Source organism: Marinobacter maritimus (assembly GCF_007671675.1).
In the GTDB taxonomy this organism is placed as follows: Bacteria; Pseudomonadota; Gammaproteobacteria; order Pseudomonadales; family Oleiphilaceae; genus Marinobacter; species Marinobacter maritimus.
In genome coordinates this window covers 247,321-268,628 of sequence record NZ_VCGW01000004.1, presented here as the reverse complement: position 1 = coordinate 268,628, position 21,308 = coordinate 247,321, and the positions used below count along the sequence as shown (strand labels likewise).

The following is a 21,308-nucleotide window of genomic DNA, read 5'->3' as shown; positions in this document are numbered from 1 at the left end:
TTAATGGCCCATCAGCTGATCAATGCCTTCCGGCTTGTCGTGCACGCCAAAGCGGTCAACGATGGTCGCGCTGGCCTTGTTCATACCAATCACTTCCACCTCCGCACCCTCACGGCGGAACTTGATAACGACTTTGTCGAGCGCGCCCACGGCAGTAATGTCCCAGAAATGGGCACGGCTCACGTCTATGACCACTTTATCGACCACTTCGCGGAAATCAAACGCAGCAACGAATTTTTCCGATGAACTGAAAAACACCTGCCCCATCACGGTGTAATTGCGTGTGCCCGATGATTCCTCCAGTGTTGTCTGCACTTCCATAAAGTGCCCGATCTTGTTGGCGAAGAACAGCGCTGCGAGCAACACGCCGGCAAACACGCCCAGCGCCAGGTTGTGGGTCACAACCACAACGCACACGGTTACCAGCATCACAATATTGGTAGATAGCGGGTGGGTTTTCAGGTTACGAATGGATTCCCAGGAAAACGTACCGATAGACACCATGATCATCACGGCTACCAGAGCAGCCATGGGGATCCGCACCAGTACATCGTCCAGCACCAGTATCATCACCATCAGGAATACGCCTGCTGTGAGCGTGGAAAGCCGGGTGCGGCCACCGGACTTTATATTGATAACCGATTGACCAATCATTGCACAGCCGGCCATACCACCAAGCAGGCCAGAACCGATATTGGCGATTCCCTGCCCGCGGCACTCACGGTTACGATCACTTTCAGTATCCGTCAGATCATCCACAATGGTGGCGGTCATCATGGATTCCAGCAGACCCACTACCGCCAGTGGAATGGAATACGGCAAAATGATCATCAGGGTTTCGAGGTTCAGCGGCACATCTGGCCAGAGAAAGATCGGCAGCGTGTCAGGCAGTTCGCCCATATCGCCCACGGTGCGCACGTCAATATTGAACAACACTGCGACGATAGTCAGCGCCACAATGCAAATCAGTGGCGACGGTAGCAACTTGCCCAGCACCGGCACATACGGGAACAGGTAAATGATACCCAGCCCGGCCGCAGTCATGGCGTATACGTGCCAGGTTACATTGGTGAGCTCGGGCAGCTGAGCCATAAAAATCAGGATGGCCAGCGCATTCACGAAGCCGGTCACCACCGAACGCGACACAAATCTCATCAGGCTACCCAACTTCAGCCAACCCGCCACAATCTGGATTACACCGGTTAACAGCGTGGCTGCCAGCAGGTATTCCAGGCCATGTTCTTTGACCAGCGTCACCATTAGCAGCGCCATGGCGCCGGTTGCCGCAGAGATCATGCCAGGGCGACCACCCACAAACGCGATGATGACGGCGATGCAAAACGAGGCGTAGAGCCCGACTTTGGGGTCCACTCCGGCGATGATCGAGAAGGCAATCGCTTCCGGAATCAACGCAAGGGCAACCACGATTCCAGCGAGCAGATCGCCTTTTGTGTTGGAAAACCAGTTGGCTTTCAGTGTATTTACCATAGCTTTGGGTACCCGGGTGGCTGCGCTGTTCAATGAACGTCGGATTGCCGTCACATAAATTGCGGATTACGGCAAAATAAAGGGCGCGAATTCTACCAAAATACGGGTTCCGGCGTAAGGGCGCCTGTCCTCCGCGCCTTGCCGGCTGTTATTATTTCAGCAACGCCTACCATCAAAAGGAGTTACATTCGTTCATGGACGATGTTGCATCGCAGTTTCTGTCCGCAAATCAGACAACGCTGAACCTTGCTGTGTCGCTTCTTTTAGGTGCCATCATAGGCCTGGAGCGAGGCTGGGGCGCGCGCGCACAGAAGGCCGGCGATCGCATAGCTGGCATTCGCACCTTTTCCCTTATTGGACTTCTGGGTGGCATTTCAGCGGTTTTAGCCCAGCACATTACGGTATGGGCGTTTCCCGTTCTTCTGCTGAGCGTGGTCGCCATGGCAATCGTGGCCTACAGCGAGCGGCTAGATCACATCCGCAATTTCAGCATTACCGGTATGGTCAGCATGGTACTGACATTCTGTTTCGGAGCCATAGCGGTGGCCGTAGACCCGGTGATGGCAACCACCGCCGCTGTCATCACCGCCATCATCCTGGATAACAAGGAAGAAATTCACGGTTGGGTGCACAAACTCCAGGCCCACGAGCTGGATGCCGCACTCAAGCTGCTGGTTATTTCCGTGGTGATGCTGCCGTTACTACCTAATGAGCCAATGGGCCCGGGCGGCGTGCTCAACCCCCGGGAAATCTGGTGGATGGTGGTGATGATCGCATCTATCTCCTTCGTGGGTTATTTCGCCATGCGGGTGGCAGGCACCAGCAAGGGCATTCTGTTTACCAGTCTGTTTGCAGGCCTGAGTTCATCCACTGCACTCACTCTGCATTTTGCCCGCCAGGCCGGCCAGAACCCGGCACTGAACGCACAGTTTGCCGCTGGCATTCTGATTGCCTGTGGCACCATGTTCCCACGCATACTGGTGTACTGCTTCGTCATCAATCGCGAATTGCTACCGAGCCTGGTCTGGCCGGTGGCGGTTATGACGGTGTTGCTTTACATACCGGCGATCATCATATGGCGCAGGAATTCCGGAACGATCCAGGTCAGCCAGCCTGCGCTGAACCAAAACCCTCTGGATCTGAAATCGGCCCTGGTTTTTGGCCTACTGCTGACGGCTATTTTGCTGCTTGGTGACTTCCTGAAAGACTGGCTGGGCGATACCGGTATCTATATGTTGGCGGCCACCTCGGGCATCGCAGACGTGGATGCAATTACCCTGTCCCTCACCCGCATGTCCAACAACGGCTTGGCAATGGACGCTGCCGTCGTTGGTATCGTTATTGCGGCGGCCACCAACAACCTGGTCAAATCCGGCATGGCCTGGGTGATCGGTAATCGGCAAACAGGGCTCTATGTGGCCGGGCCCATGCTTCTATCACTGGGTGCAGGCCTTCTGATGGCATGGTTGCAGTAGCCACGCAACCGTTAACGGGCGCAGCGAAAGGTCAGATTGTAACGGCAGGCGCCGGTCAAAGGATGCGCTCCGGCCTTTAGCGTAAGGACCCCGTGGTAGCGAAGCCGCGAAGGTCCACCCCAGACCACCACATCACCATGACTCAATGGAATGTTCTTTGCCCGCTCGCTTCGCGCTAACCCGCCGAACTGAAACACTTGGGGCAACCCGAGAGAGACCGACACAATAGGTTGCGAGAAGTCTCGCTCATTCTTATCCTGGTGCAGCCCCATTTTTGCGCCGGGCTCATAACAGTTAATGAGGCAGGCGTCCGGAGTGAAATAAGGGTACCCCGCCGCAAAGGCGGCCGACTTGGCCAAATCGTCAAAAACGGATGGCATGGATGGCCAGGGCGCGCCGAAACAAGGGTCGTCCGCCTGATAGCGGTACCCTCGCGCGTCGGTCACCCAGCCCCAGCTGCCGCAACAGCTCATGGCAACAGACATGCTGTGCCCACCAGGTGTTTTCATGTGTCGCAGGGGGGCGGCGGCCGTTACCTGCTTGATCTCTTTAAGCAGATCCGGCCCTTGTGCAGTGGCAAACTGCCGGAGCACGATGGCACCCTCCGAAAGAATCTCGGTAGTCGCGTTAATCGGCTGGTCTGAAAACAGGTCGAAGGTCATGGATGCTATTTTTAACACGAAAAACGAGCCAACTCACAGGCGTTCAGAAAAACAGGGGGTCAGAATGAAAGCCTGTTCATGAAGATCCACTGAAAAACACGTATATTCTGTAGTCTGATCCATTATCCCTTAAGGACGCTTTAATGCTGTTTGCAATGATCATTGGTGGTCTGATTGGTTACGCCTTTGGCAAAATCCCCGGTTTTCTGGTGGGGGCCGCTCTGGGTGCATTTCTGCTGAACCGCGCTAAAAGCCGTCTGATTGGCAAACTCCAGAACATTCAGTCGGGCTTTATTGAGTCGGTATTTGCAGTTATGGGCGCCCTTTGCAAAGCCGACGGGGTCGTCTCAAAAGACGAAATACAGATGGCCGAAGCCATGTTCGTGCGCTTTCGTCTGAACGAAGCCCAGAGAGAAACAGCCAAAGCCGCGTTCAGCCGTGGCAAGGCCGAAGACTTTGATCTGGATGCAGAGCTGAATCACTTTTTAAGCATCAGCGGGCGCCAACCGGCTTTCCTGCAGATGTTCCTTCAGGTGCAGGTGTCTGCCGTTGCCGCAGATGGCGTTGTGCACCCGGCTGAGCACGCAATGCTGGTTCGCATAGCCCGCGGCCTTGGCCTGCCTGAGAGCCAGGTGGATCAACTGGAAGCCATGTTGCGGGGTGCTCATGCAGGGCAGGCTGGCAGCCAACGGTCCAGCGCTCAACAGAATGAGGATGCATACAAAATTCTGGGGGTATCCCCCTCTATCAGCGATGCAGAGCTCAAGAAGGTTTATCGCAAGCTGATGAGCGAAAACCACCCCGACAAACTGGCAGGGCGCGGCCTTCCGGAAAGCATGCGTGAAATGGCACAAGAGCGTACGCAGGAAATCACACACGCCTACGATGTCATCAAGGAATCCCGCAAAAACAGCGCCTGACACAGCACTCCTCCCCAAACACCCCACAAGCCCGCTTAAGATAACGGGCTTGTGAACTCATACCTGAAATGACATGTCGTCGTGTTTTGCGTTCGAGTAGAGTATTCCTCCAGGAAAGCAGCTCCGCAGAGAGCCGCTACAAACATTGACGGAGATGCCTCGAATGCCTGCCTCTTATCCCCTGCCTGCCACACATACGTTCACCAACGATGCCTTGGGTGACGACGATGCAACTGCCCTGGCGGAGCGGATCCGCAGCCGTGACGTATCGATTACCGAAGTGACTCAGGCAAGTATTGAGCGGCTGCAGAAAGCGGAACCGCTGGTTCACGGTGTAGTTGCTGAACGCTATCAGCAGATGCTGGAGACTGCTGCAAAGCTGGATAAAGAAAAAAGCCTGGCAGACGCGCCATTTTTCACCGGCGTACCAACCTTTATAAAAGACAACACAGATGTAGCGGGAATGCCCACACGCATGGGTTCAGACGCCATACCTGCCGGGCATCCAGCAGAAGAAACCAGCCCCTTCGCACAACAGATGCTGGCGCAGGGTTTTCTTTGCCTGGGTAAAAGTACCATGCCGGAGTTCGGGTTTAACGCCTCAACCGAACCTGTTCATGATGCGCCCAGCCGCAACCCCTGGAACCTTGCGTACTCCACTGGTGCCTCTTCCGGCGGCGCAGCTGCATTGGTCGCAAGCGGGACGGTTCCGATCGCCCACGCCAATGACGGTGGCGGTTCCATACGAATTCCGGCCGCCTGTTGCGGGCTGGTGGGACTTAAACCGAGCCGTGGCCGGGTAATCGACAACGACGCTGCCAGCTCTCTGCCCATCAATATTATTAGCGACGGCGTGGTTACCCGCTCGGTGCGGGATACCGCCAACTTTATCTTTCAGGCGGAGCAATATTTCCGAAACACGAAGTTGCCAAACGTTGGCAAGGTGGATGGTCCACCTGAAAAGCGTCTGAGAATTGGCCTGGTTCTGGACTCTCTCAACGGCCACAAAACCGATGACATGACTCGCCAAACCGTCGAAGCGACCGCCCGACAACTGGAAGCCCAAGGGCATCGCATTGAGCTTGTCCCCATACCTGCAAACTCAACCTTCCCGGATGATTTTGCTCTCTACTGGGCCTTATTGGCGTTCGGGATGAAGCTGAATGGTCGCAAGCTGACTCATCCGGATTTCGACAAACGCCGTGTAGACGAGCTCACCCAAGGTCTGGACAGGATGTTCCGGCGTGGTTTCTGGCGCATGCCAGCGGTTTTGTGGCGCCTGCGTCGCGCCAGGTTTGACTACGCCAAAGCCATGGTCGGCTTTGATGCGGTGCTCACGCCAGTGTTGGGTCATACCACGCCCGAACTTGGCCACCTCAGCCCGAACGTACCTTTCGATACTTTGTTTGACCGGCTTAGCCGGTATGCCAACTTCACGCCGCTGGCCAACGTCACCGGCGCGCCCGCCATTTCACTTCCCATGGCGCTGACACCGGAGAACCTGCCAGTTTCAGTGCAATTTATGGCTCGCCACGGTGATGAGCGCACGCTCCTGGAGATCGCGTTTGGACTTGAAGCCGACAATCCCTGGCCACTAGCTGTGCGATCCTGACCGAGAAACCCCGACGATTCAGGAAAGGTCCTCAAGGTCTGTTCAGTGGCGCCGATAACCGTTTCTGTCTGGTCCAAACTGCACCAAGGCTTACGTATAACTCTGCCCCTCCCTCATTCAGGATGAGTCAATGAACTGGTACTCCAAGAGTATTCTCAATCGTATTTTGTCAGTGGTTCTGGCCGCCAACTTGATTATCGTTGCCCTCACGGTTGTCTATCTTAATTTTTCACTGCGGGTGAAAGACGATTTCAGCGGGCTGGTCAGCGAAGAGATGGTGAGAGCGCTTGAGACCCAAGACATTCTCGTGGCGTTCAAAACCCAGGTTCAGGAGTGGAAAAATGTTCTGATACGAGGTGCTAATACGGAACAACTCGATAAATACTGGCAGCGTTTCGAGGAAAGAGAGGTCTCTATTCAGGAACAGTTGGGTGATCTGATTCCTCGCATTGAGGAGCCGAAGGCAAAATCGCTGCTGACAGATTTCCAGGACGCCCACCGGGATATGGGCCAGGACTACCGAAGAGGGCTGGACACCTTCCGAGGCTCCGGATTTGATATCGCCGCAGGCGACCAGGCGGTCTCTGGTATCGATAGAATGCCGGCCCGTCTGATTGATGATGCAGCGGTAGCCGTCCGGTCCCATAGCTTGGCTAAATCAAAAGCTCTGAACGAAACCGTCGAGACTCGGAGCTCGATGTTTGCGGGGCTTTTGATTGCTGCAATCGTGGTCGGCACTATCATGCTGGTGCTGACACTGATAACCGGCGTTGTGCGTCCCACCCAGAAACTGACCTCGCAGATCACACGCCTGGGCAAAGGAGACCTGTCTGATCCGGTCACTCTGAAGCGCAACGATGAACTCGGCGAACTGGCGAATGCAGCTCGCAGCCTACACGGATTTTTGAGTGACACGGGCACTCTTCTAGGCGAAAACGCCAACCAACTCCATTCTATCGGAGAGCTGATCAGTCGGAACGCCAACAATGTTCTCGGCCAGTCAGACCAGGCAAATCAGCGCATTGACCAGATCGCCACCGCAATGAATGAGATGTCTGCTACGGCTCAGGATGTAGCGCAGCATGCGGCATCCGTAGCGACGGAAGTGCATGAGACATCCGAGGAAACGACCCGGGCAGATGCACAGATCAACAAGGCTGTGGACAGCATGCTCAGGCTGACTGCCCAGATCCGCAGTTCAGCAGAAACCGTCAACCAACTGGCCAGCGATGGCAAGAAGGTCGGTGATGTCATGCAGGTGATCCGGGAAATTGCCGACCAGACCAACCTGCTGGCACTGAACGCAGCTATTGAAGCGGCCCGGGCGGGTGACGCCGGTCGTGGATTTGCGGTGGTCGCTGATGAAGTCCGCAACCTTGCTGCCAAGACCCAGGAAGCCACTGTCGAGATTGACCAGATCATTGCGGCCATCAGCGGTGCTTCCCGCGACGCGACCGAATTCATGCAGGCCTCAGGCGTGGTTGCCCAGGAAAGCAGTGAATCGGTAGAGGCGGTTCGCAATACCCTGAACAAAATCAATCGTCGTATGACCAGCGTGAACGATGCAACCACCCAAGTGGCTACTGCTGCAGAAGAACAGACCAGCGTCAGTGAGGAAATCAACCGGAACGTTACTGAAGTCGCAGAAAATTCGGAAGCCATGCACCGAGCTGCCGGCGAAAACCTGCGTACTGTTCCAGAGCTTGAGTCCACGGCTCGCAAAGCCCGTGATCTGGCAGCCCGCATCCGACAGTAACAGCTCTACCCCCGGCCAGTGATCTTACGGATTCGCTGGCCGGTTTTCTCCCCCAGAACCAGCAGTGCAGGTGTCAACAGCAACGTCAATATGGTGGCAAAGGCCAAGCCGCCTGCAATGGCGCTGGAAAGCTGCGCCCACCACTGTGTAGACGGCGCACCTAACCCCAGGGATGGCGTCAACAGATCGACGTTGATACTCAGCACCATCGGCATCAAGCCCAGCACGGTGGTCACGGCGGTGAGCAGCACGGGCCGCAAACGCAGGCAACTGGTCTCAAGCGCCGCCTCATACGCAGCCATTCCTTCTTTCTTCATCTGGTTGTAGGTGTCGATCAGTATGATGTTGTTATTCACAACAATGCCCGCCAGCGCAATGATCCCCATACCTACCATCACTATCCCGAAAGATTGGCCGTTCAGCAGCAGTCCCAGTAGAACCCCGGCTGTGGAAAGCACAATCGCGGAAAGAATCAGAAAGCTCTGATACAGCGAGTTGAACTGGGTCACCAGAATGAGCAGCATCATGGCAATCGCAACCAGAAACGCACCTACCAGGAAATTGGAAGCCTGCTGCTGATCTTCGTTTTCGCCGGCAAATTTAACCGTGACACCTTCCGGTGCTTCGGGCAACTCAGCCTGTAGCCCTTTCAGTAAGCTGTCTACTTGCTCGCCAGGCCGAACGTCGGACTTGATGGTTACCGTTCTCTGGCCATCTACCCTGGAAATGCTGCCGGTCTTGTGTCCAGGCTGCAGATCAAGAAACTGCGAAAGCGGCACCTGCCCGCGCGACGTGTTAATGGTCTGGCGTTGCAGATGATCCAGTTCACGCCAGTTGTTCGGGACCCGCACCGCAATATCCACCTCGTCACGTACGTCTTCGGGCCGGTAGGTTGCCAGGACAAGACCATTGGTCACCAGGCGAACCGCACTGCCAATGCTGAGCACATCGGTTCCGAAACGCGCAGCGGCTTCACGATCAACTTCCAGGCGCCATTCGATGCCCGGCAGGCTGCGATCATCTTCAATATCCAGAAAGCCGCCTTGCGCGCGCATCCGGTTTTCGATCTGATCCACATACCCGTTTAGCTTGCTACTCTCGCGACTGCTGATTTGCAGCTCAATCGGCTTGCCACCAGCCGGGCCGTCTTCCTGCTTCCGGAATTCCAGTTCAATTCCCGGAATGTCCTCAGTGCGGGAGAGGAAATCGTCAAGAATGGCACTGGCCGGGCGGCGGGTGAACCAGTCAGTAAACTGGAACTGAAGCACCCCGATAACATCCGGTGCCATTTGTGTGCTGACACTCAACATTGAACGTGCATAAACTGCTTTCACTTCCGGCATGCCCTGCAAACGGTCTTCAACCTGTCGCACAATGGCATCCCGCTCCAGAACCGAGAGATCCCCCCGGGCACGAACCTGTACCTGGGCCGAATCGGGCTCCACACTCGGGAAGAATTCAACGCCATAGTTGAACTTGCCATAGGCGACGTAGACCACCAAGACCACTCCGAGCACACCTGCCAGCGTGAAGCCAGGCGAAGATAGAAGTGTGGAAAGCAGCCGGCGATAGCCCTGCATCATCCTTCCGTTTTCACTGACAGTACGGGCACGACGGCCACCGCTCACACCACCCAGAACCGGTAGAAACACAAGAGCCATCGCGAGAGAAGCAATCAGACAAATGATGACAGTAATAGGCAGGAATTTCATGAACTCGCCTACCACTCCGGGCCAGAACAGAAGCGGCAAGAACACCGCAAGGGTAGTCGCGGTAGACGCTATAATCGGCCACGCCATGCGACTTGCTGCCTCCGCCCATGCGCCTTTCACCGTATGACCTTCCGACAGGTTTCGATCTGCCAGCTCTGACACCACAATGGCGCCATCTACCAACATTCCGGCGACCAGAATGAGGCTGAACAGCACAACGATATTGAGAGTAAGCCCCATACTCCAGATCACCAGAATTCCGGTGAGGAACGCGCCTGGAATAGTAAACCCCACGAGCATCGCAGAACGCGGCCCCATCGCAGCAATAATCACGATGATAACCAGCACGATAGCGGTCAGCACGTTATTGAGCAGATCGCTCAGCATGTCACGGACTTCATCGGACTGGTCCATGATGTAGCGAATGTCCAGGGTATCTGGCAACTGCGGTTTTGCCCGGGTAATCAACTCACGCACCTGGCCTACCGTTTCAATAATGTTGGCCCCGGTGCGTTTGGACACCTCCAGCACAAGTGCCGGCTCGCCGTTGATGCGGGCGAATCCCGTCGGGTCTTTAAAGGTGCGCTGCAGCATGGCAACGTCACCGAAAGTGACCACCGTATCCCCGTCCACTTTGATAGGCATGGACATAACGTCTTCAATATTCTCGATAACACCGGGCACTTTCAGTGTCATACGGCCATTGCCGGTATCCAGCGACCCAGCTGCCACCAGCTGGTTATTGCGGGTGACCAGATTGCTGAGCTGGTCGAAGTCTATGCCGTAGCCTTCTAGCACCTGAGGATCTACAACAATCTCCAGCAAATCCTCCCTGTCGCCACCAATCTCAACCTCCAGCACTTCGGGAATGGCTTCGATGGCATCCTGAAGTCCACGGGCAATCGTTATAAGTTCACGCTCAGAGAGCGGTCCCGAAAGGCCAATGGACAATACCGGGAACAGGGAAACGTTGATTTCATTCACCCGCGGCTCGTCGGCCTCCCGGGGGAGTTTGCTGCGGGCCGTATCGACTTTTTCCCGGACATCCTGCAGGGCGGTATCCGGGTCGAAGCCTGCATCAAATTCCAGCATCACGGAGGCATGCCCTTCGGAGGCTGTTCCACGCATCTCCTTGACGCCCTCAAGCGAGCGCAACTCCTGCTCCATGGGCCGAACGAGTAGCCGCTCCGCATCTTCCGGGCTTATACCTTCCAGGGTCATGGAGATGTAGATCATGGGGATGGTGACGTCTGGGTTTGCCTCCCGGGGGATCGCCTGAAATGCCGCAATGCCCCCGAGCGTGAGGAACAACAACGTGAGAAGCGTGGTGCGACTGCGGTCTATAGCCGCGAAAATAAGAGAGCGCATGTTACTCAGCCCCGCTCATCGGCGGCATCGACAGGCTCAACATGCTCACCTTCGCTTACAAAGCCTGCGCCACGGGTGATCAGGCGAACCTCATCTGGCAAGCCCGTTACCCAGGCACCTTCAGTCGAAACACTGAGCAACTTTACCGTGCGAAAAACGACCTGATTCTGTTCATCAACATACTTCACACCCGGGCGTCCATTGTCCCCAAGGGAGAGATAAGCCGGGGAAATAAACGTGGCCTGGACGTCCGCCAGTGCAACACGAAGGTTGGCACTGCCACCTGCAATGCGTTTCTGATCCGGGTTTTCAACGGCGATCTCTACGGCAAAACTCCGGGTCTCGGGGTTTGCAGCACTGGCTACAAAGGTGACTACGCCGTCGAGTGCATCCCCGTTCAGAGGGCGCACTCGCACCTTCTGGCCAGGTGATACTTGTGCAACGGACTGCTGAGGCACCTGTCCTTTGGCCTTGAGCCGGTCTATACGAACCAGCTCATACAACGGAGAGCCAACCTCGACCAAACTGCCGCCCTCAACATTTTTGCTGTTAATCAGTCCATCAAACGGCGCCATCGGCCTGAGGTGAGAAACCGCAAGCTGAGCGCTCTTCAATTCCGCCCTGGCGGCTGCCAGTTCGCTTTCCACATCGAGAATTTCTGATTGCGACGCCAGATTTCTGGAACCCAGTTTCCGAACTGCGACCAGATCCGCTTCCAGTTTCCTGGCCCTTGCCAGCCAGCGATCAACCCCTGCACCACGGCCATCTTCAGACAAGGTTAAAAGCACCTGCCCGGCTTTTACCGAATCACCGAGGTCGGCTTCAATGCTCTCGACTGTGCCAGCAACCCTGGCGCTCACATTTACAGCACTCCAGGGCTCGAGTTGGCCCTGAAGCAAAAGACCCGGCTCATATAATCGTGCATTGAGGGTTGTTACCTCAACCCGTGTGCGTTCCGGTTGCCCAACTTCCTGTTCTGCGGGCGCTTTGGTACTCGCGACCTTGATATCACCCGTTGCCATCCAGATCACCAGGGCGGCCACCACCACCACGGACAGCCCCAGCGAACTCCATTTTACTTTGCTCATGAAATACCTACGCAGCCCGAAATTGGTGAATGGCGACAACAGAAAAAAGACGTTATTTGAAAAAACAGCATTAACCGGTTGCAACCGGTTAAAAACGTGGGGTAGATTCTACACAGAATCTTTGTACGAATTCAGAGCAGATTGTCCATTTTATGAATCTCAACTCATTGATCATCCTTGCAGTGCTAGTCCTCGTGGTAGTGATACCTTCCGGGGGATTTTGCGTGGATAAGCGGGTGAGATAGAGACAAACCTGACAAAACACCAGAAACCCCCGGCACCGCAAGGTCCCGGGGGTTTCTTTTTGCGGAAGAAAAAACAGGAAATACGATAATGAACGGCGCACAGCACATTCTTGAAGCGTTCCATCGCCACAACATCCAGACGGTTTTTGGTTACCCGGGCGGCTGTATTATGCCGCTCTACGACGCTCTGGTGGATGATGTACGCGTGGAACATGTGCTATGCCGCCACGAACAAGGCTGCGCCTTGGCCGCCGACGGCTACGCCCGGGCCAGCGGCAGACTGGGAGTGTGTATTGCAACATCCGGCCCCGGTGCCACCAACCTTATTACCGGTGTTGCCAACGCGCACCGGGATTCCATTCCCATGCTGGTTATTACCGGCCAGGTTCCCTCTGCACTGATCGGCACGGATGCCTTTCAGGAAACCGATGTTCTGGGAATGACCCTTGGCATAGTGAAGCACAGCTATCTGGTTGAGAGTGCAGACGAACTGCCCGGTATTCTGGATGGGGCCATGAAGCTTGCCCAAAGCGGGCGACCCGGTCCTGTTTGGATTGATATCCCCAAGGATGTATTGCTGACAGAAACCACCATTGCGCCCATCACCACGCCTGCGCCACCGCCGACCGCCTGCCCGGACCTGACTGGTGCGATCGCCTTGCTGCGCGCTGCCCGCAAGCCTCTGCTATACAGCGGCGGAGGCATCAGCCTGGCACACTCGGAAGACCGCTTTCGTGAATTTTCGGAATGCTCAGAACTACCCGCGGTGGTAACTCTCAAGGGTATCGGGAACCCCGGTAAATACAGCACCCACAACCTTGGCATGCTGGGCATGCATGGATCCCGCGCAGCCAACCGGGCGGTGGACGAGTGTGACCTTCTGCTGGTTATCGGTGCTCGCCTGGACGACCGGGCCACTGGCAAGCTCGATGGCTTCGCGCCCAATGCCCGGACAATACACATTGATGCCGATGCCGCCGAATTCAACAAACTCCGGAACTCAGAACTTGCGATTCGCGGTGATCTGAACGCCATTCTCGACGAATTGACAAGGGCGCTCAGAGAAACTCCTCTGGCCATCAACGACTGGCGGAAACAATGCCAGACCTGGCGCACGACGGGCGGATTTCAGGCAGCAGACAACGAAGAGCCGCTGGCGCCAATTACCGGCCCTGCGTTCATCCGCCAGCTTTCCAGGGTTGCCCCGGACGACACGATTATTGCGTGCGACGTTGGCCAGCATCAGATGTGGGTTGCCCAGCATTACCAGTTTGATCACCCGCGCCACCATCTGACCAGCGGGGGCCTTGGCACCATGGGTTTTGGTTTGCCAGCGGCAATCGGCGCCCAGTTTGCCGACCGGCAAAGCACTGTTTTGAACGTGACCGGTGATGGCTCGTTCATGATGAACGCGCAGGAGTTGGCCACTATTCGCCGATATAGCCTGCCAGTAAAGCTGATCATCATGGATAACCAGTGCCTGGGCATGGTGCGCCAGCAACAGGAGCTGTTCTACAACAACCGGGAAAGCCAGATTAATCTGGACGACAATCCAGACTTTGTCGCCATGGCCCGGGCGTTCGACATCCCTGCCTTGAAAATTGAACGCACCGACCAGGTTCGTCGGGGAATTGAAACCATTCTCGCCTATAACGGCCCGATGCTATTGCACGTTGCCATAGCCCGGGAAGGAAACGTCTGGCCGATTGTAAAGCCGGGTGGAAGTAACAAAGAGATGATTGACGAAACCCGCCGCTCCGCTGCGGATAAAAAGGAGAGAGTTGCATGAACACTGACAGCAGCAGTAAATCGCCCAGTTATACAATTACCTGCCGGATGAACCACGAAGCTGCCGCGCTTGAGCGCCTGTGTCAGGTGGTTCGTATCCGTGGCTTCCGGATTGAAAAGATGGCGGTGGAAACTGCAGACGGTGTTCTGGATATCGCTCTGACCGTTCAAGGCACCCGATCTTTAACTATGCTTCAATCGCAGTTGGAAAAGCTGCACACTGTGGCGGAGGTTATACTAACCACACCAGTCCTGGCACCTGCAGCAAGCCTGACAGCCTGACAGCTCAGGACGATAACAGGGAAACCCCGTGATACTCCGCAAAACTGCGCAGCTCCATCCATTATTTGTCATAGTCCTGGCGCAGCTTTGTGGAACCTCGCTCTGGTTCAGCATCAACGGTGTCTGGTTGTCCCTCTCCCGGGAGCTGGGACTGACTGAATCAGATCTTGGCTATCTGACGCTCACCGTTCAGGCAGGCTTTATCGTTGGCACTCTGGGCATTGCCGTTTCAGGGTTGGCCGACCGTTACCGGGCCAGCTACATTTTTGCATGCTCCAGTCTGCTTGGCGCCCTGATGAACGCTGGCTTTGTATTCACAGCGTCCTCCCCGCCATTTGACCTTTTAATGCGCTTTCTGACGGGCCTTTGCCTCGCCGGAATATATCCGTTGGGAATGAAGCTGGTTATTGGCTGGACGCCCAAACACACCGGCACTGCACTGGCCTGGCTGGTTGGCATGCTCACCCTTGGTACCGCTATGCCCCATTTGTTGCGAGGCATAACACCGGGGCTGCCCTGGCAATGGCCGTTGCTTGGCTCTTCTGCACTGGCTCTTGTCGGAGGGGCGCTGATTCTGATTTTAGGGGATGGCCCTCACCTGCCCATGACGGCAGCAAAAACCCGGTTGCGAAGCGGCCTGGCCGGGCTTGGATCGCCAAGGTTTCGGGCTGTGGCCGGTGGCTACTTCGGCCATTGCTGGGAACTTTATGCTTTCTGGACGCTGACACCGCTACTGATCACCAGAGAAGTTCTTCGAATGCAGGCAGCACCGGAATTGATCCCTCTGCTTTCGTTCACCGTAATCGCAGTGGGGTTTTTCGGTTGCGTGGGAGGCGGCCGGCTCAGCCAAAGGCTTGGGAGCCAATGGGTCGCAAACCGGACCTTAGCCATATCGGGAATAATCTGCCTGGCTTACCCTTTTCTTACCTGGGCACCACCCGAAGCTTTGCTGATTCTGCTGATGCTGTGGGGTGTCACCGTTATTGCCGACTCACCCCAGTTTTCCGCACTGGCGGCTTCTGCCGCACCCAGAGAATACGTTGGTGCGTCACTGGCGGTAATGAACGCCATAGGTTTCGCTCTGACCATACCAGCAATCTGGATCACCAGTAATCTTTGGGAATCCCAGGGCGCCTGGGTAACACTCTGGCTTCTGCCTGGCCCTGCCCTGGGGCTCTGGTCAATGCGCCGGCTCAATAATCAGGAATGCCAGAGCCGGCAGCAATACTGACCGTGTCAGATCAGCTCAACAGCAACCGCGGTTGCCTCACCGCCACCGATACACAGGGACGCGACACCGCGCTTCAATCCTTTCTGTTTCAGCGCGTTCAGGAGCGTGACCATAATCCGGGAACCGGACGAGCCAATCGGGTGCCCGAGCGCACAGGCGCCACCGTAAACGTTCACCTTCTCCGCATCCAATCCCAGCTCGTTGATCGCCAGCAAGGAAACAACCGCAAAGGCTTCGTTGATCTCGAAGAGATCCACATCGTCCTTGCTCCAACCTGCTTTTTTCAAGACCTTCTCGATCGCACCGATGGGCGCCAGAGTGAATTCGGCCGGCAACTGGGCGTGCGTCGCATGAGCCACAATACGAGCCTGCGGAGTTAGTCCGCGAGCTTTGGCTTCAGCCGCAGAAGCAAGCACCAGAGCCGACGCGCCGTCACTGATAGAACTGGAGTTAGCGGCGGTAACCGTACCATCTTTTTTAAAGGCCGGTTTCAGTTTGGGGATTTTGTCGGGGCGAGCATTACCGGGCTGCTCGTCGGTATCCACGAGGGTTTCGCCACCACGTCCGGGAACGCTAACGGCCGCGATTTCAGGTTTGCACCAGCCGTTCTCGATCGCCGCCAGCGCTTTGTTCAGCGAGCCGATGGCAAACTCGTCCATGGCTTCACGGGTGATGTTGTAGTCATCGGCCGAGCGCTGCGCAAAGCCGCCCATCAGGCCACCTTCGTAAGCATCTTCCAGACCATCAAGAAACATGCTGTCCATCACCTGCCCGTGGCCCATGCGCATGCCGCTGCGGGCTTTGGGTAACAGGTAAGGCGCCTGGCTCATGTTCTCCATGCCACCGGCAATCATGATGTTGTTGGTACCTGCCTTGATCTGGTCATGAGCCATGATCACCGCCTGCATCCCGGAACCGCACATCTTGTTTACGGTGGTGCAGCCAGAGCTGTCAGGAATGCCTGAGGCACGGGATGCCTGGCGAGCCGGCGCCTGACCCAGCCCGGCAGGCAGCACGCAACCCATAACCACTTCCTGAATGTCTGCAGGTTTCAAGCCACTGCGCTCAATGGCTGCCTTGATAGCTACGGCGCCCAAGTCGGGAGAGCGCACGGAACTCAAAGATCCCATCATGCCGCCCATGGGCGTGCGAGCAGAACCCGCAATCACAACGCTGTTATCGCTCATACTCAAACCTCACTGATTTCAGACTCGTCCCAACACGGAGCGGGCGATGATTTCTTTCATGACTTCCGAGGTGCCACCATAAATGCGCTGAACACGGGCATCCATAAACGCACGGGAAATCGGATATTCGGTGGTGTAGCCATAACCGCCAAACAACTGCAGGCAGCCGTCTGCCACGCGGCACTGCATTTCGGTTGCGCTGTACTTGGCCATGGACGCGGTCGGCGCATCCAGTTCGCCAACTTCGTACTGGCTTATGCACTGGGCCACGAACGCTTTATTAACCTGGTAATCGGTTTCCATGCGAGCGATTTCAAAACGGGTATTCTGGAGCTGCGCCAGCTTCTGCCCGAACAGTACCCGCTCGTGGGTGTAGGCTATCGTCAAATCCAGTGCGCCTCTGGCCGCAGCGACGCCCAGCGCGCCGATAACCAGCCGCTCTCTCGGCAATTCCTGCATCAGGTAAACAAAACCCTTGCCTTCCTCACCCACAAGCGCCGATGCCGGTACGCGCATGTCAGAAAAGAACATCTCGGAAGTATCACCGCTGTGCTGGCCTATTTTTTCAAGATTTCGCCCGCGGCTGTAACCCTCCAGGCTGGTATCCACCAGAAACAGGCTGATGCCCTTCGCACCTGCAGAAGGATCAGTTTTCGCGGCCACGATCACCATATCGGCATGCTGGCCATTGGTGATGAAAGTTTTGGATCCGTTCAGGATATAGTCATCGCCGTCCCGCACAGCGCTGGTGCGCATCGCCTGCAGATCACTGCCGGCACCCGGCTCGGTCATGGCGATAGCGCCAACCACGTCACCAGACACCATTTTCGGCAACCACTGCTGCTTCTGGGCCTCGTTACCCAAGTGGCTAATGTAGGGAGCCACAATGTCCGAATGCACCATGACGTTGGTCGAAAGCGCACCAAACCCCATGCGGGCCAGCTCTTCGCCGACAACCACAGAGTATTGGAACGGCGCGCCACACCCGCCACAGTCTTCAGGAATGTCGACGCACAACATGCCGGCATCGCCGAGAGTGTTCCAGAGTTCACGGGGTACAACGCCGGATTTCTCCCACGCCTCGTAATGCGGAGCTACTTCTGTTTCCAGAGCCTTGATGACGGACGACCGGAACAGTGCGAGTTCTTCTTGATCCACAGTGCTAGTCATTGTGCTCTCCATGACACTCTCCCTCAGATGCTTGAATTCATTTAGGCGCCATACGCAAGGCACAGTCCAGCCGGATCGTTTCTCCGTTCAGGATCGGGTTGCGCACCATCTGGTCTACCATCATGCCAAACTCCTCGGGCTTACCCAGGCGCTTGGGGAATGGCAGCGTGGCCGCCAGGCTGTCCTGCACCTCTTGCGGCATGCCAGACATCATCGGAGTCATAAACAGACCCGGTGCGATGGTATTCACGCGGATACCTTCGCGAGCAAGCTCCCGGGCCGACTGAATAGTCAGAGCAACAACACCACCCTTGGAGGCGCTGTACGCCGCCTGTCCGATCTGCCCTTCGTAAGCGGCTACGGAAGCGGTATTGATAATCACGCCGCGTTCACCTTCTGCGTTGGGGTCGCGCTGCGCCATATCGGCGGCCGCAAGCCTCAGAATATTGAAGGTACCGATCAGGTTGATCTGTATAACCTTGCTGAAGCTCTCCAGCGGCATTACGCCTTCGCGGCCCAGAATTTTCGCTGCCGGGCCAATACCCGCGCAGTTAACCGCAATGCCACACAGCCCATGGGCTTCACGGGCCGTCGCCAGCGCAGCTTCTGCACTGTCAGCCGAGCTCACATCGCAGTGTACGAAAATCCCGCCAATATCCGCAGCAACCTTCTCACCCTGCTCTTTTTGTAGATCCAGGATGGCAACTTTACAGCCTGCAGCAGCCAGTGCCCGGGCTGCGCCCTCGCCGAGCCCGGAGGCACCACCTGTCACAATGGCCGGTATGTTTTTGAACTCCATCACTTTCTCCCTTCGCATCAGGTGTTTTCGGCTGAATTGGAAACAAGCCAATCTTTACGTTAACGTAAACTTTATCCAATTCAGCCTCAAAAAGAAATAAAACCGCGGACTCAGGCGATGCTCTCAACAATCAGCGCAATACCCTGACCGCCACCAATACACATGGTAATCAGGCCATAGCGACCGCCGGTGCGCTCAAGCTCTGCAAGGGTTTTGATGATGAGAATGGAACCCGTAGCCCCCACCGGATGCCCCAGAGCAACAGCGCCGCCATTCGGGTTCACCTTGTCTGCTGGCAGACCCAGCTCCTTGCTGACCGCAAGCGCCTGAGCCGCAAACGCCTCGTTGGACTCAATAACATCCAGATCTGCAACACTGAGACCGGTCTTCTCAAGCACGCTACGCACAGCCGGAATTGGGCCCAGGCCCATTACGCTGGGGTCTACCCCCGCAAAGGCATAGCCCACGATGCGAGCACGAGCTTTAAGCCCGCGCTTTTCGGCTTCTGCTGCGCTGGTCAGCACCATGGCGGCCGCACCGTCGTTAATACCCGACGCGTTGCCCGGCGTTACTATGCCTTCTTTGGTAAAAGCCGGCTTCAGGCCCGCAAGGCTCTCTGCGGTGGTGCCAGCACGCACATGCTCGTCCTGTTCAAAGGTGACTTCCTTGCGGCCCTGCTTCACAGTCACCGGCACAATCTGCTCTTTAAAGTAGCCACTCTCAATGGCGTGGCTGGCACGGCGGTGACTTTCTGCCGAGAAGGTATCCAGATCTTCACGGCTGAGGCCGTACTTTTCTGCGATCCTCTCTGCCGTCATGCCCATGTGGCCACTGCCAAACGGATCGGAGAGAGTCCCCAGTGTCATATCAACCGCTTTGCCGTCACCCATCCGCAGGCCCTTGCGGACATTAGGCAGAACATAGGCGCCCTGGCTCATGCTTTCGGCACCACCGGCCAGTGCAATCCGGCTGTCGCCCATCATGATCATTTGCGCGGCACTGATAACCGACTGAACGCCGGAACCACAGAGACGATTCACATTGAGCGCCGCAGAACCTTTTTGCAGACCGGCATTGAGACCAATGTGACGCGCAACGTAGGCATCTGCCGGGCCAGTCGGAATAATATGTCCGAAAATGGAATGGTCGATGTCTTCTGCGGGCACTCCCGAGCGTTTGATAGCCTCGTTCGCCGCGCAGGTTCCCAGCTCGGCAGGGCTCAGCGAGCTCAGGCTGCCACCAAAGCCGCCGATGGCCGTGCGAGCGCCGTCGAGAATTACTACGTCGGTCAGTTTCATCGTTTGTTTCCTCAAGTTTCAGGTCAATAAAAGTCTGGAGAACGAATAATCTATTTGCCCAGCATGGAGCGGGCAATCACTTCTTTCATGATTTCAGATGTCCCGGCGTAGATAGTCTGTACCCGGGCGTCCACAAAAAAGCGGGATACGGGGTACTCAACGGTGTAACCGTAACCACCGAACAACTGCAGACAATCGTTGGCAATATCACACTGCATTTCCGTGAGCATCAGCTTCAGAATGGCTGCATCGGCTGGCCCCATCTCGCCTTGTAGATATTTAGCGATGCATTGTTTTAGATAGGCTTTCGCCATCTCCAGCCGCGCGCGGGCTTCTGCTAGCTTGAACCGGGTATTCTGGAAATCGGCCACTCTCTGGCCAAAGGCTTTACGTTGTTGCACGTAATCCAGAGTAATCGCCAGTACGCCTTCGGTCGCCCCTACCGCTTGGGCGCCAACGCCCAAACGCTCACGGGGCAACTCCTGCATCAGGTAGGTAAACCCGCGGCCTTCTTCACCCAGCAGAGCATCGTGGGGAACCACGAGATCCGAAAAGAAGAGTTCTGCGGTGTCGCTGGCGTGCTGACCGATTTTGCGGATGCCTTTGCCCCGGGAAAACCCGGGCAGGCTGGTATCCACCAGAAACAAGGATACGCCTTTGGCACCGGCTCCTGGATCGGTTTTAGCACACACGATCACCAGCTCCGCCTGCAAACCGTTGGTGATAAATACCTTGGCGCCGTTGATCACATAGCCCTTTTCTGTGCGCTGTGCCGTAGTGCGCATGGCCGCCAGATCACTGCCAGCACCCGGCTCGGTCATGGCGATGGCACTGAGCACGTCGCCGCTGATCATCTCAGGCAGGTAACGCTGTTTCTGGGCTTCAGAGCCAAGGTGCAAAATATAGGGCATCACGATATTGGCGTGGATATTATAGCCGGAGGCCAGTCCACCAAAGCCCATGCGGGCCATTTCTTCAATAGCCAACTGCGAAATTTCAAAGCTCGCTGCTGCCCCGCCGTACTCCTCCGGCATATCAATACCGAGCATTCCGGCCTGACCCAGATTACGCCACACGTTGCGCGGGATGGCGGCTTCCTCCTCCCATTGCTCATAAAAAGGCGCGACTTCCTTATCAAGCACCCGGTTGATCATAGCGTGAAACAGTTCAGTATCTTCTTGATGTGCGGACATACATAACCCCGTGATAGCCTCTTACTACTCTTTC

Annotated in this window: 16 protein-coding genes; 7 read left to right on the top strand and 9 right to left on the bottom strand. The window is 56.2% G+C overall.

The annotated features are described in order from the left end of the window. A complete protein-coding gene (locus FFI90_RS16370; RefSeq protein ID WP_144779497.1) occupies positions 1–1,488 on the bottom strand; it encodes a SulP family inorganic anion transporter in 1,488 nt (495 codons plus the stop codon). A gap of 194 nt (positions 1,489–1,682) precedes the next feature. Between FFI90_RS16370 and FFI90_RS16365 the strand changes: the two genes are divergently transcribed. Next, complete coding sequence (locus FFI90_RS16365; protein ID WP_144779495.1) at positions 1,683–2,963, top strand: MgtC/SapB family protein; 1,281 nt, start codon at positions 1,683–1,685, stop codon at positions 2,961–2,963. 11 nt (positions 2,964–2,974) lie between these two features. Here the strand turns inward: FFI90_RS16365 and alkB are convergent, their stop codons facing one another. Then, on the bottom strand, positions 2,975–3,625 hold the full coding sequence (alkB, locus tag FFI90_RS16360; RefSeq protein ID WP_144779493.1) for a DNA oxidative demethylase AlkB: 651 nt from the start codon (positions 3,623–3,625) through the stop codon (positions 2,975–2,977). A 143-nt stretch (positions 3,626–3,768) separates the two neighbouring features. Between alkB and djlA the strand changes: the two genes are divergently transcribed. The 3 genes from djlA (at position 3,769) to FFI90_RS16345 (ending at position 7,913) form a co-directional block, all read left to right on the top strand. Further along, on the top strand, positions 3,769–4,545 hold the full coding sequence (djlA, locus tag FFI90_RS16355; protein WP_144779491.1) for a co-chaperone DjlA: 777 nt from the start codon (positions 3,769–3,771) through the stop codon (positions 4,543–4,545). A gap of 163 nt (positions 4,546–4,708) precedes the next feature. Next, entirely contained in the window at positions 4,709–6,157 is a 1,449-nt protein-coding gene (locus FFI90_RS16350; RefSeq protein WP_144779489.1) for an amidase, read from the top strand. A gap of 130 nt (positions 6,158–6,287) precedes the next feature. Beyond that, positions 6,288–7,913 (top strand): methyl-accepting chemotaxis protein, encoded by a 1,626-nt coding sequence (locus FFI90_RS16345; protein ID WP_144779487.1) that lies wholly within the window; start codon positions 6,288–6,290, stop codon positions 7,911–7,913. A 5-nt stretch (positions 7,914–7,918) separates the two neighbouring features. On the opposite strand, the gene FFI90_RS16340 is transcribed toward FFI90_RS16345, so the two are convergent. Next, complete coding sequence (locus tag FFI90_RS16340) at positions 7,919–10,993, bottom strand: efflux RND transporter permease subunit (protein WP_144779486.1); 3,075 nt, start codon at positions 10,991–10,993, stop codon at positions 7,919–7,921. A 5-nt stretch (positions 10,994–10,998) separates the two neighbouring features. Further along, positions 10,999–12,081 carry an efflux RND transporter periplasmic adaptor subunit gene (locus tag FFI90_RS16335; protein WP_144779484.1) on the bottom strand — a complete coding sequence of 361 codons (1,083 nt, stop codon included), beginning with the start codon at positions 12,079–12,081 and terminating at the stop codon, positions 10,999–11,001. A gap of 333 nt (positions 12,082–12,414) precedes the next feature. Between FFI90_RS16335 and ilvG the strand changes: the two genes are divergently transcribed. From ilvG to FFI90_RS16320, 3 genes are read left to right on the top strand one after another with little or no spacing between them, the layout of a single operon-like run. Further along, complete coding sequence (gene ilvG, locus FFI90_RS16330) at positions 12,415–14,115, top strand: acetolactate synthase 2 catalytic subunit (RefSeq protein ID WP_144779482.1); 1,701 nt, start codon at positions 12,415–12,417, stop codon at positions 14,113–14,115. Continuing rightward, positions 14,112–14,396 carry an ACT domain-containing protein gene (locus FFI90_RS16325; RefSeq protein WP_222120527.1) on the top strand — a complete coding sequence of 95 codons (285 nt, stop codon included), beginning with the start codon at positions 14,112–14,114 and terminating at the stop codon, positions 14,394–14,396. Before ilvG ends, FFI90_RS16325 begins: the two co-directional genes overlap by 4 nt. Before the next feature lie 28 nt (positions 14,397–14,424). Next, positions 14,425–15,627: an MFS transporter gene (locus FFI90_RS16320; RefSeq protein ID WP_246123626.1), complete on the top strand. Its 1,203-nt coding sequence runs from the start codon at positions 14,425–14,427 to the stop codon at positions 15,625–15,627. Between the two features lie 5 nt (positions 15,628–15,632). Here FFI90_RS16320 and FFI90_RS16315 read toward each other — a convergent pair whose 3' ends face one another. The 5 genes from FFI90_RS16315 to FFI90_RS16295 all read right to left on the bottom strand — a co-directional run bounded on the left by FFI90_RS16315 (position 15,633) and on the right by FFI90_RS16295 (position 21,274). Beyond that, positions 15,633–16,814 carry a thiolase family protein gene (locus FFI90_RS16315; RefSeq protein ID WP_144779480.1) on the bottom strand — a complete coding sequence of 394 codons (1,182 nt, stop codon included), beginning with the start codon at positions 16,812–16,814 and terminating at the stop codon, positions 15,633–15,635. Between the two features lie 18 nt (positions 16,815–16,832). After that, complete coding sequence (locus FFI90_RS16310) at positions 16,833–17,984, bottom strand: acyl-CoA dehydrogenase family protein (RefSeq protein WP_144779478.1); 1,152 nt, start codon at positions 17,982–17,984, stop codon at positions 16,833–16,835. Between the two features lie 37 nt (positions 17,985–18,021). Beyond that, complete coding sequence (locus FFI90_RS16305; RefSeq protein WP_144779476.1) at positions 18,022–18,783, bottom strand: SDR family NAD(P)-dependent oxidoreductase; 762 nt, start codon at positions 18,781–18,783, stop codon at positions 18,022–18,024. Positions 18,784–18,893: 110 nt separating this feature from the next. Continuing rightward, positions 18,894–20,081 carry a beta-ketothiolase BktB gene (gene bktB, locus FFI90_RS16300; RefSeq protein ID WP_144779474.1) on the bottom strand — a complete coding sequence of 396 codons (1,188 nt, stop codon included), beginning with the start codon at positions 20,079–20,081 and terminating at the stop codon, positions 18,894–18,896. 50 nt (positions 20,082–20,131) lie between these two features. After that, positions 20,132–21,274 (bottom strand): acyl-CoA dehydrogenase family protein, encoded by a 1,143-nt coding sequence (locus FFI90_RS16295; protein ID WP_144779472.1) that lies wholly within the window; start codon positions 21,272–21,274, stop codon positions 20,132–20,134. Between the last annotated feature and the right edge of the window lie 34 nt (positions 21,275–21,308).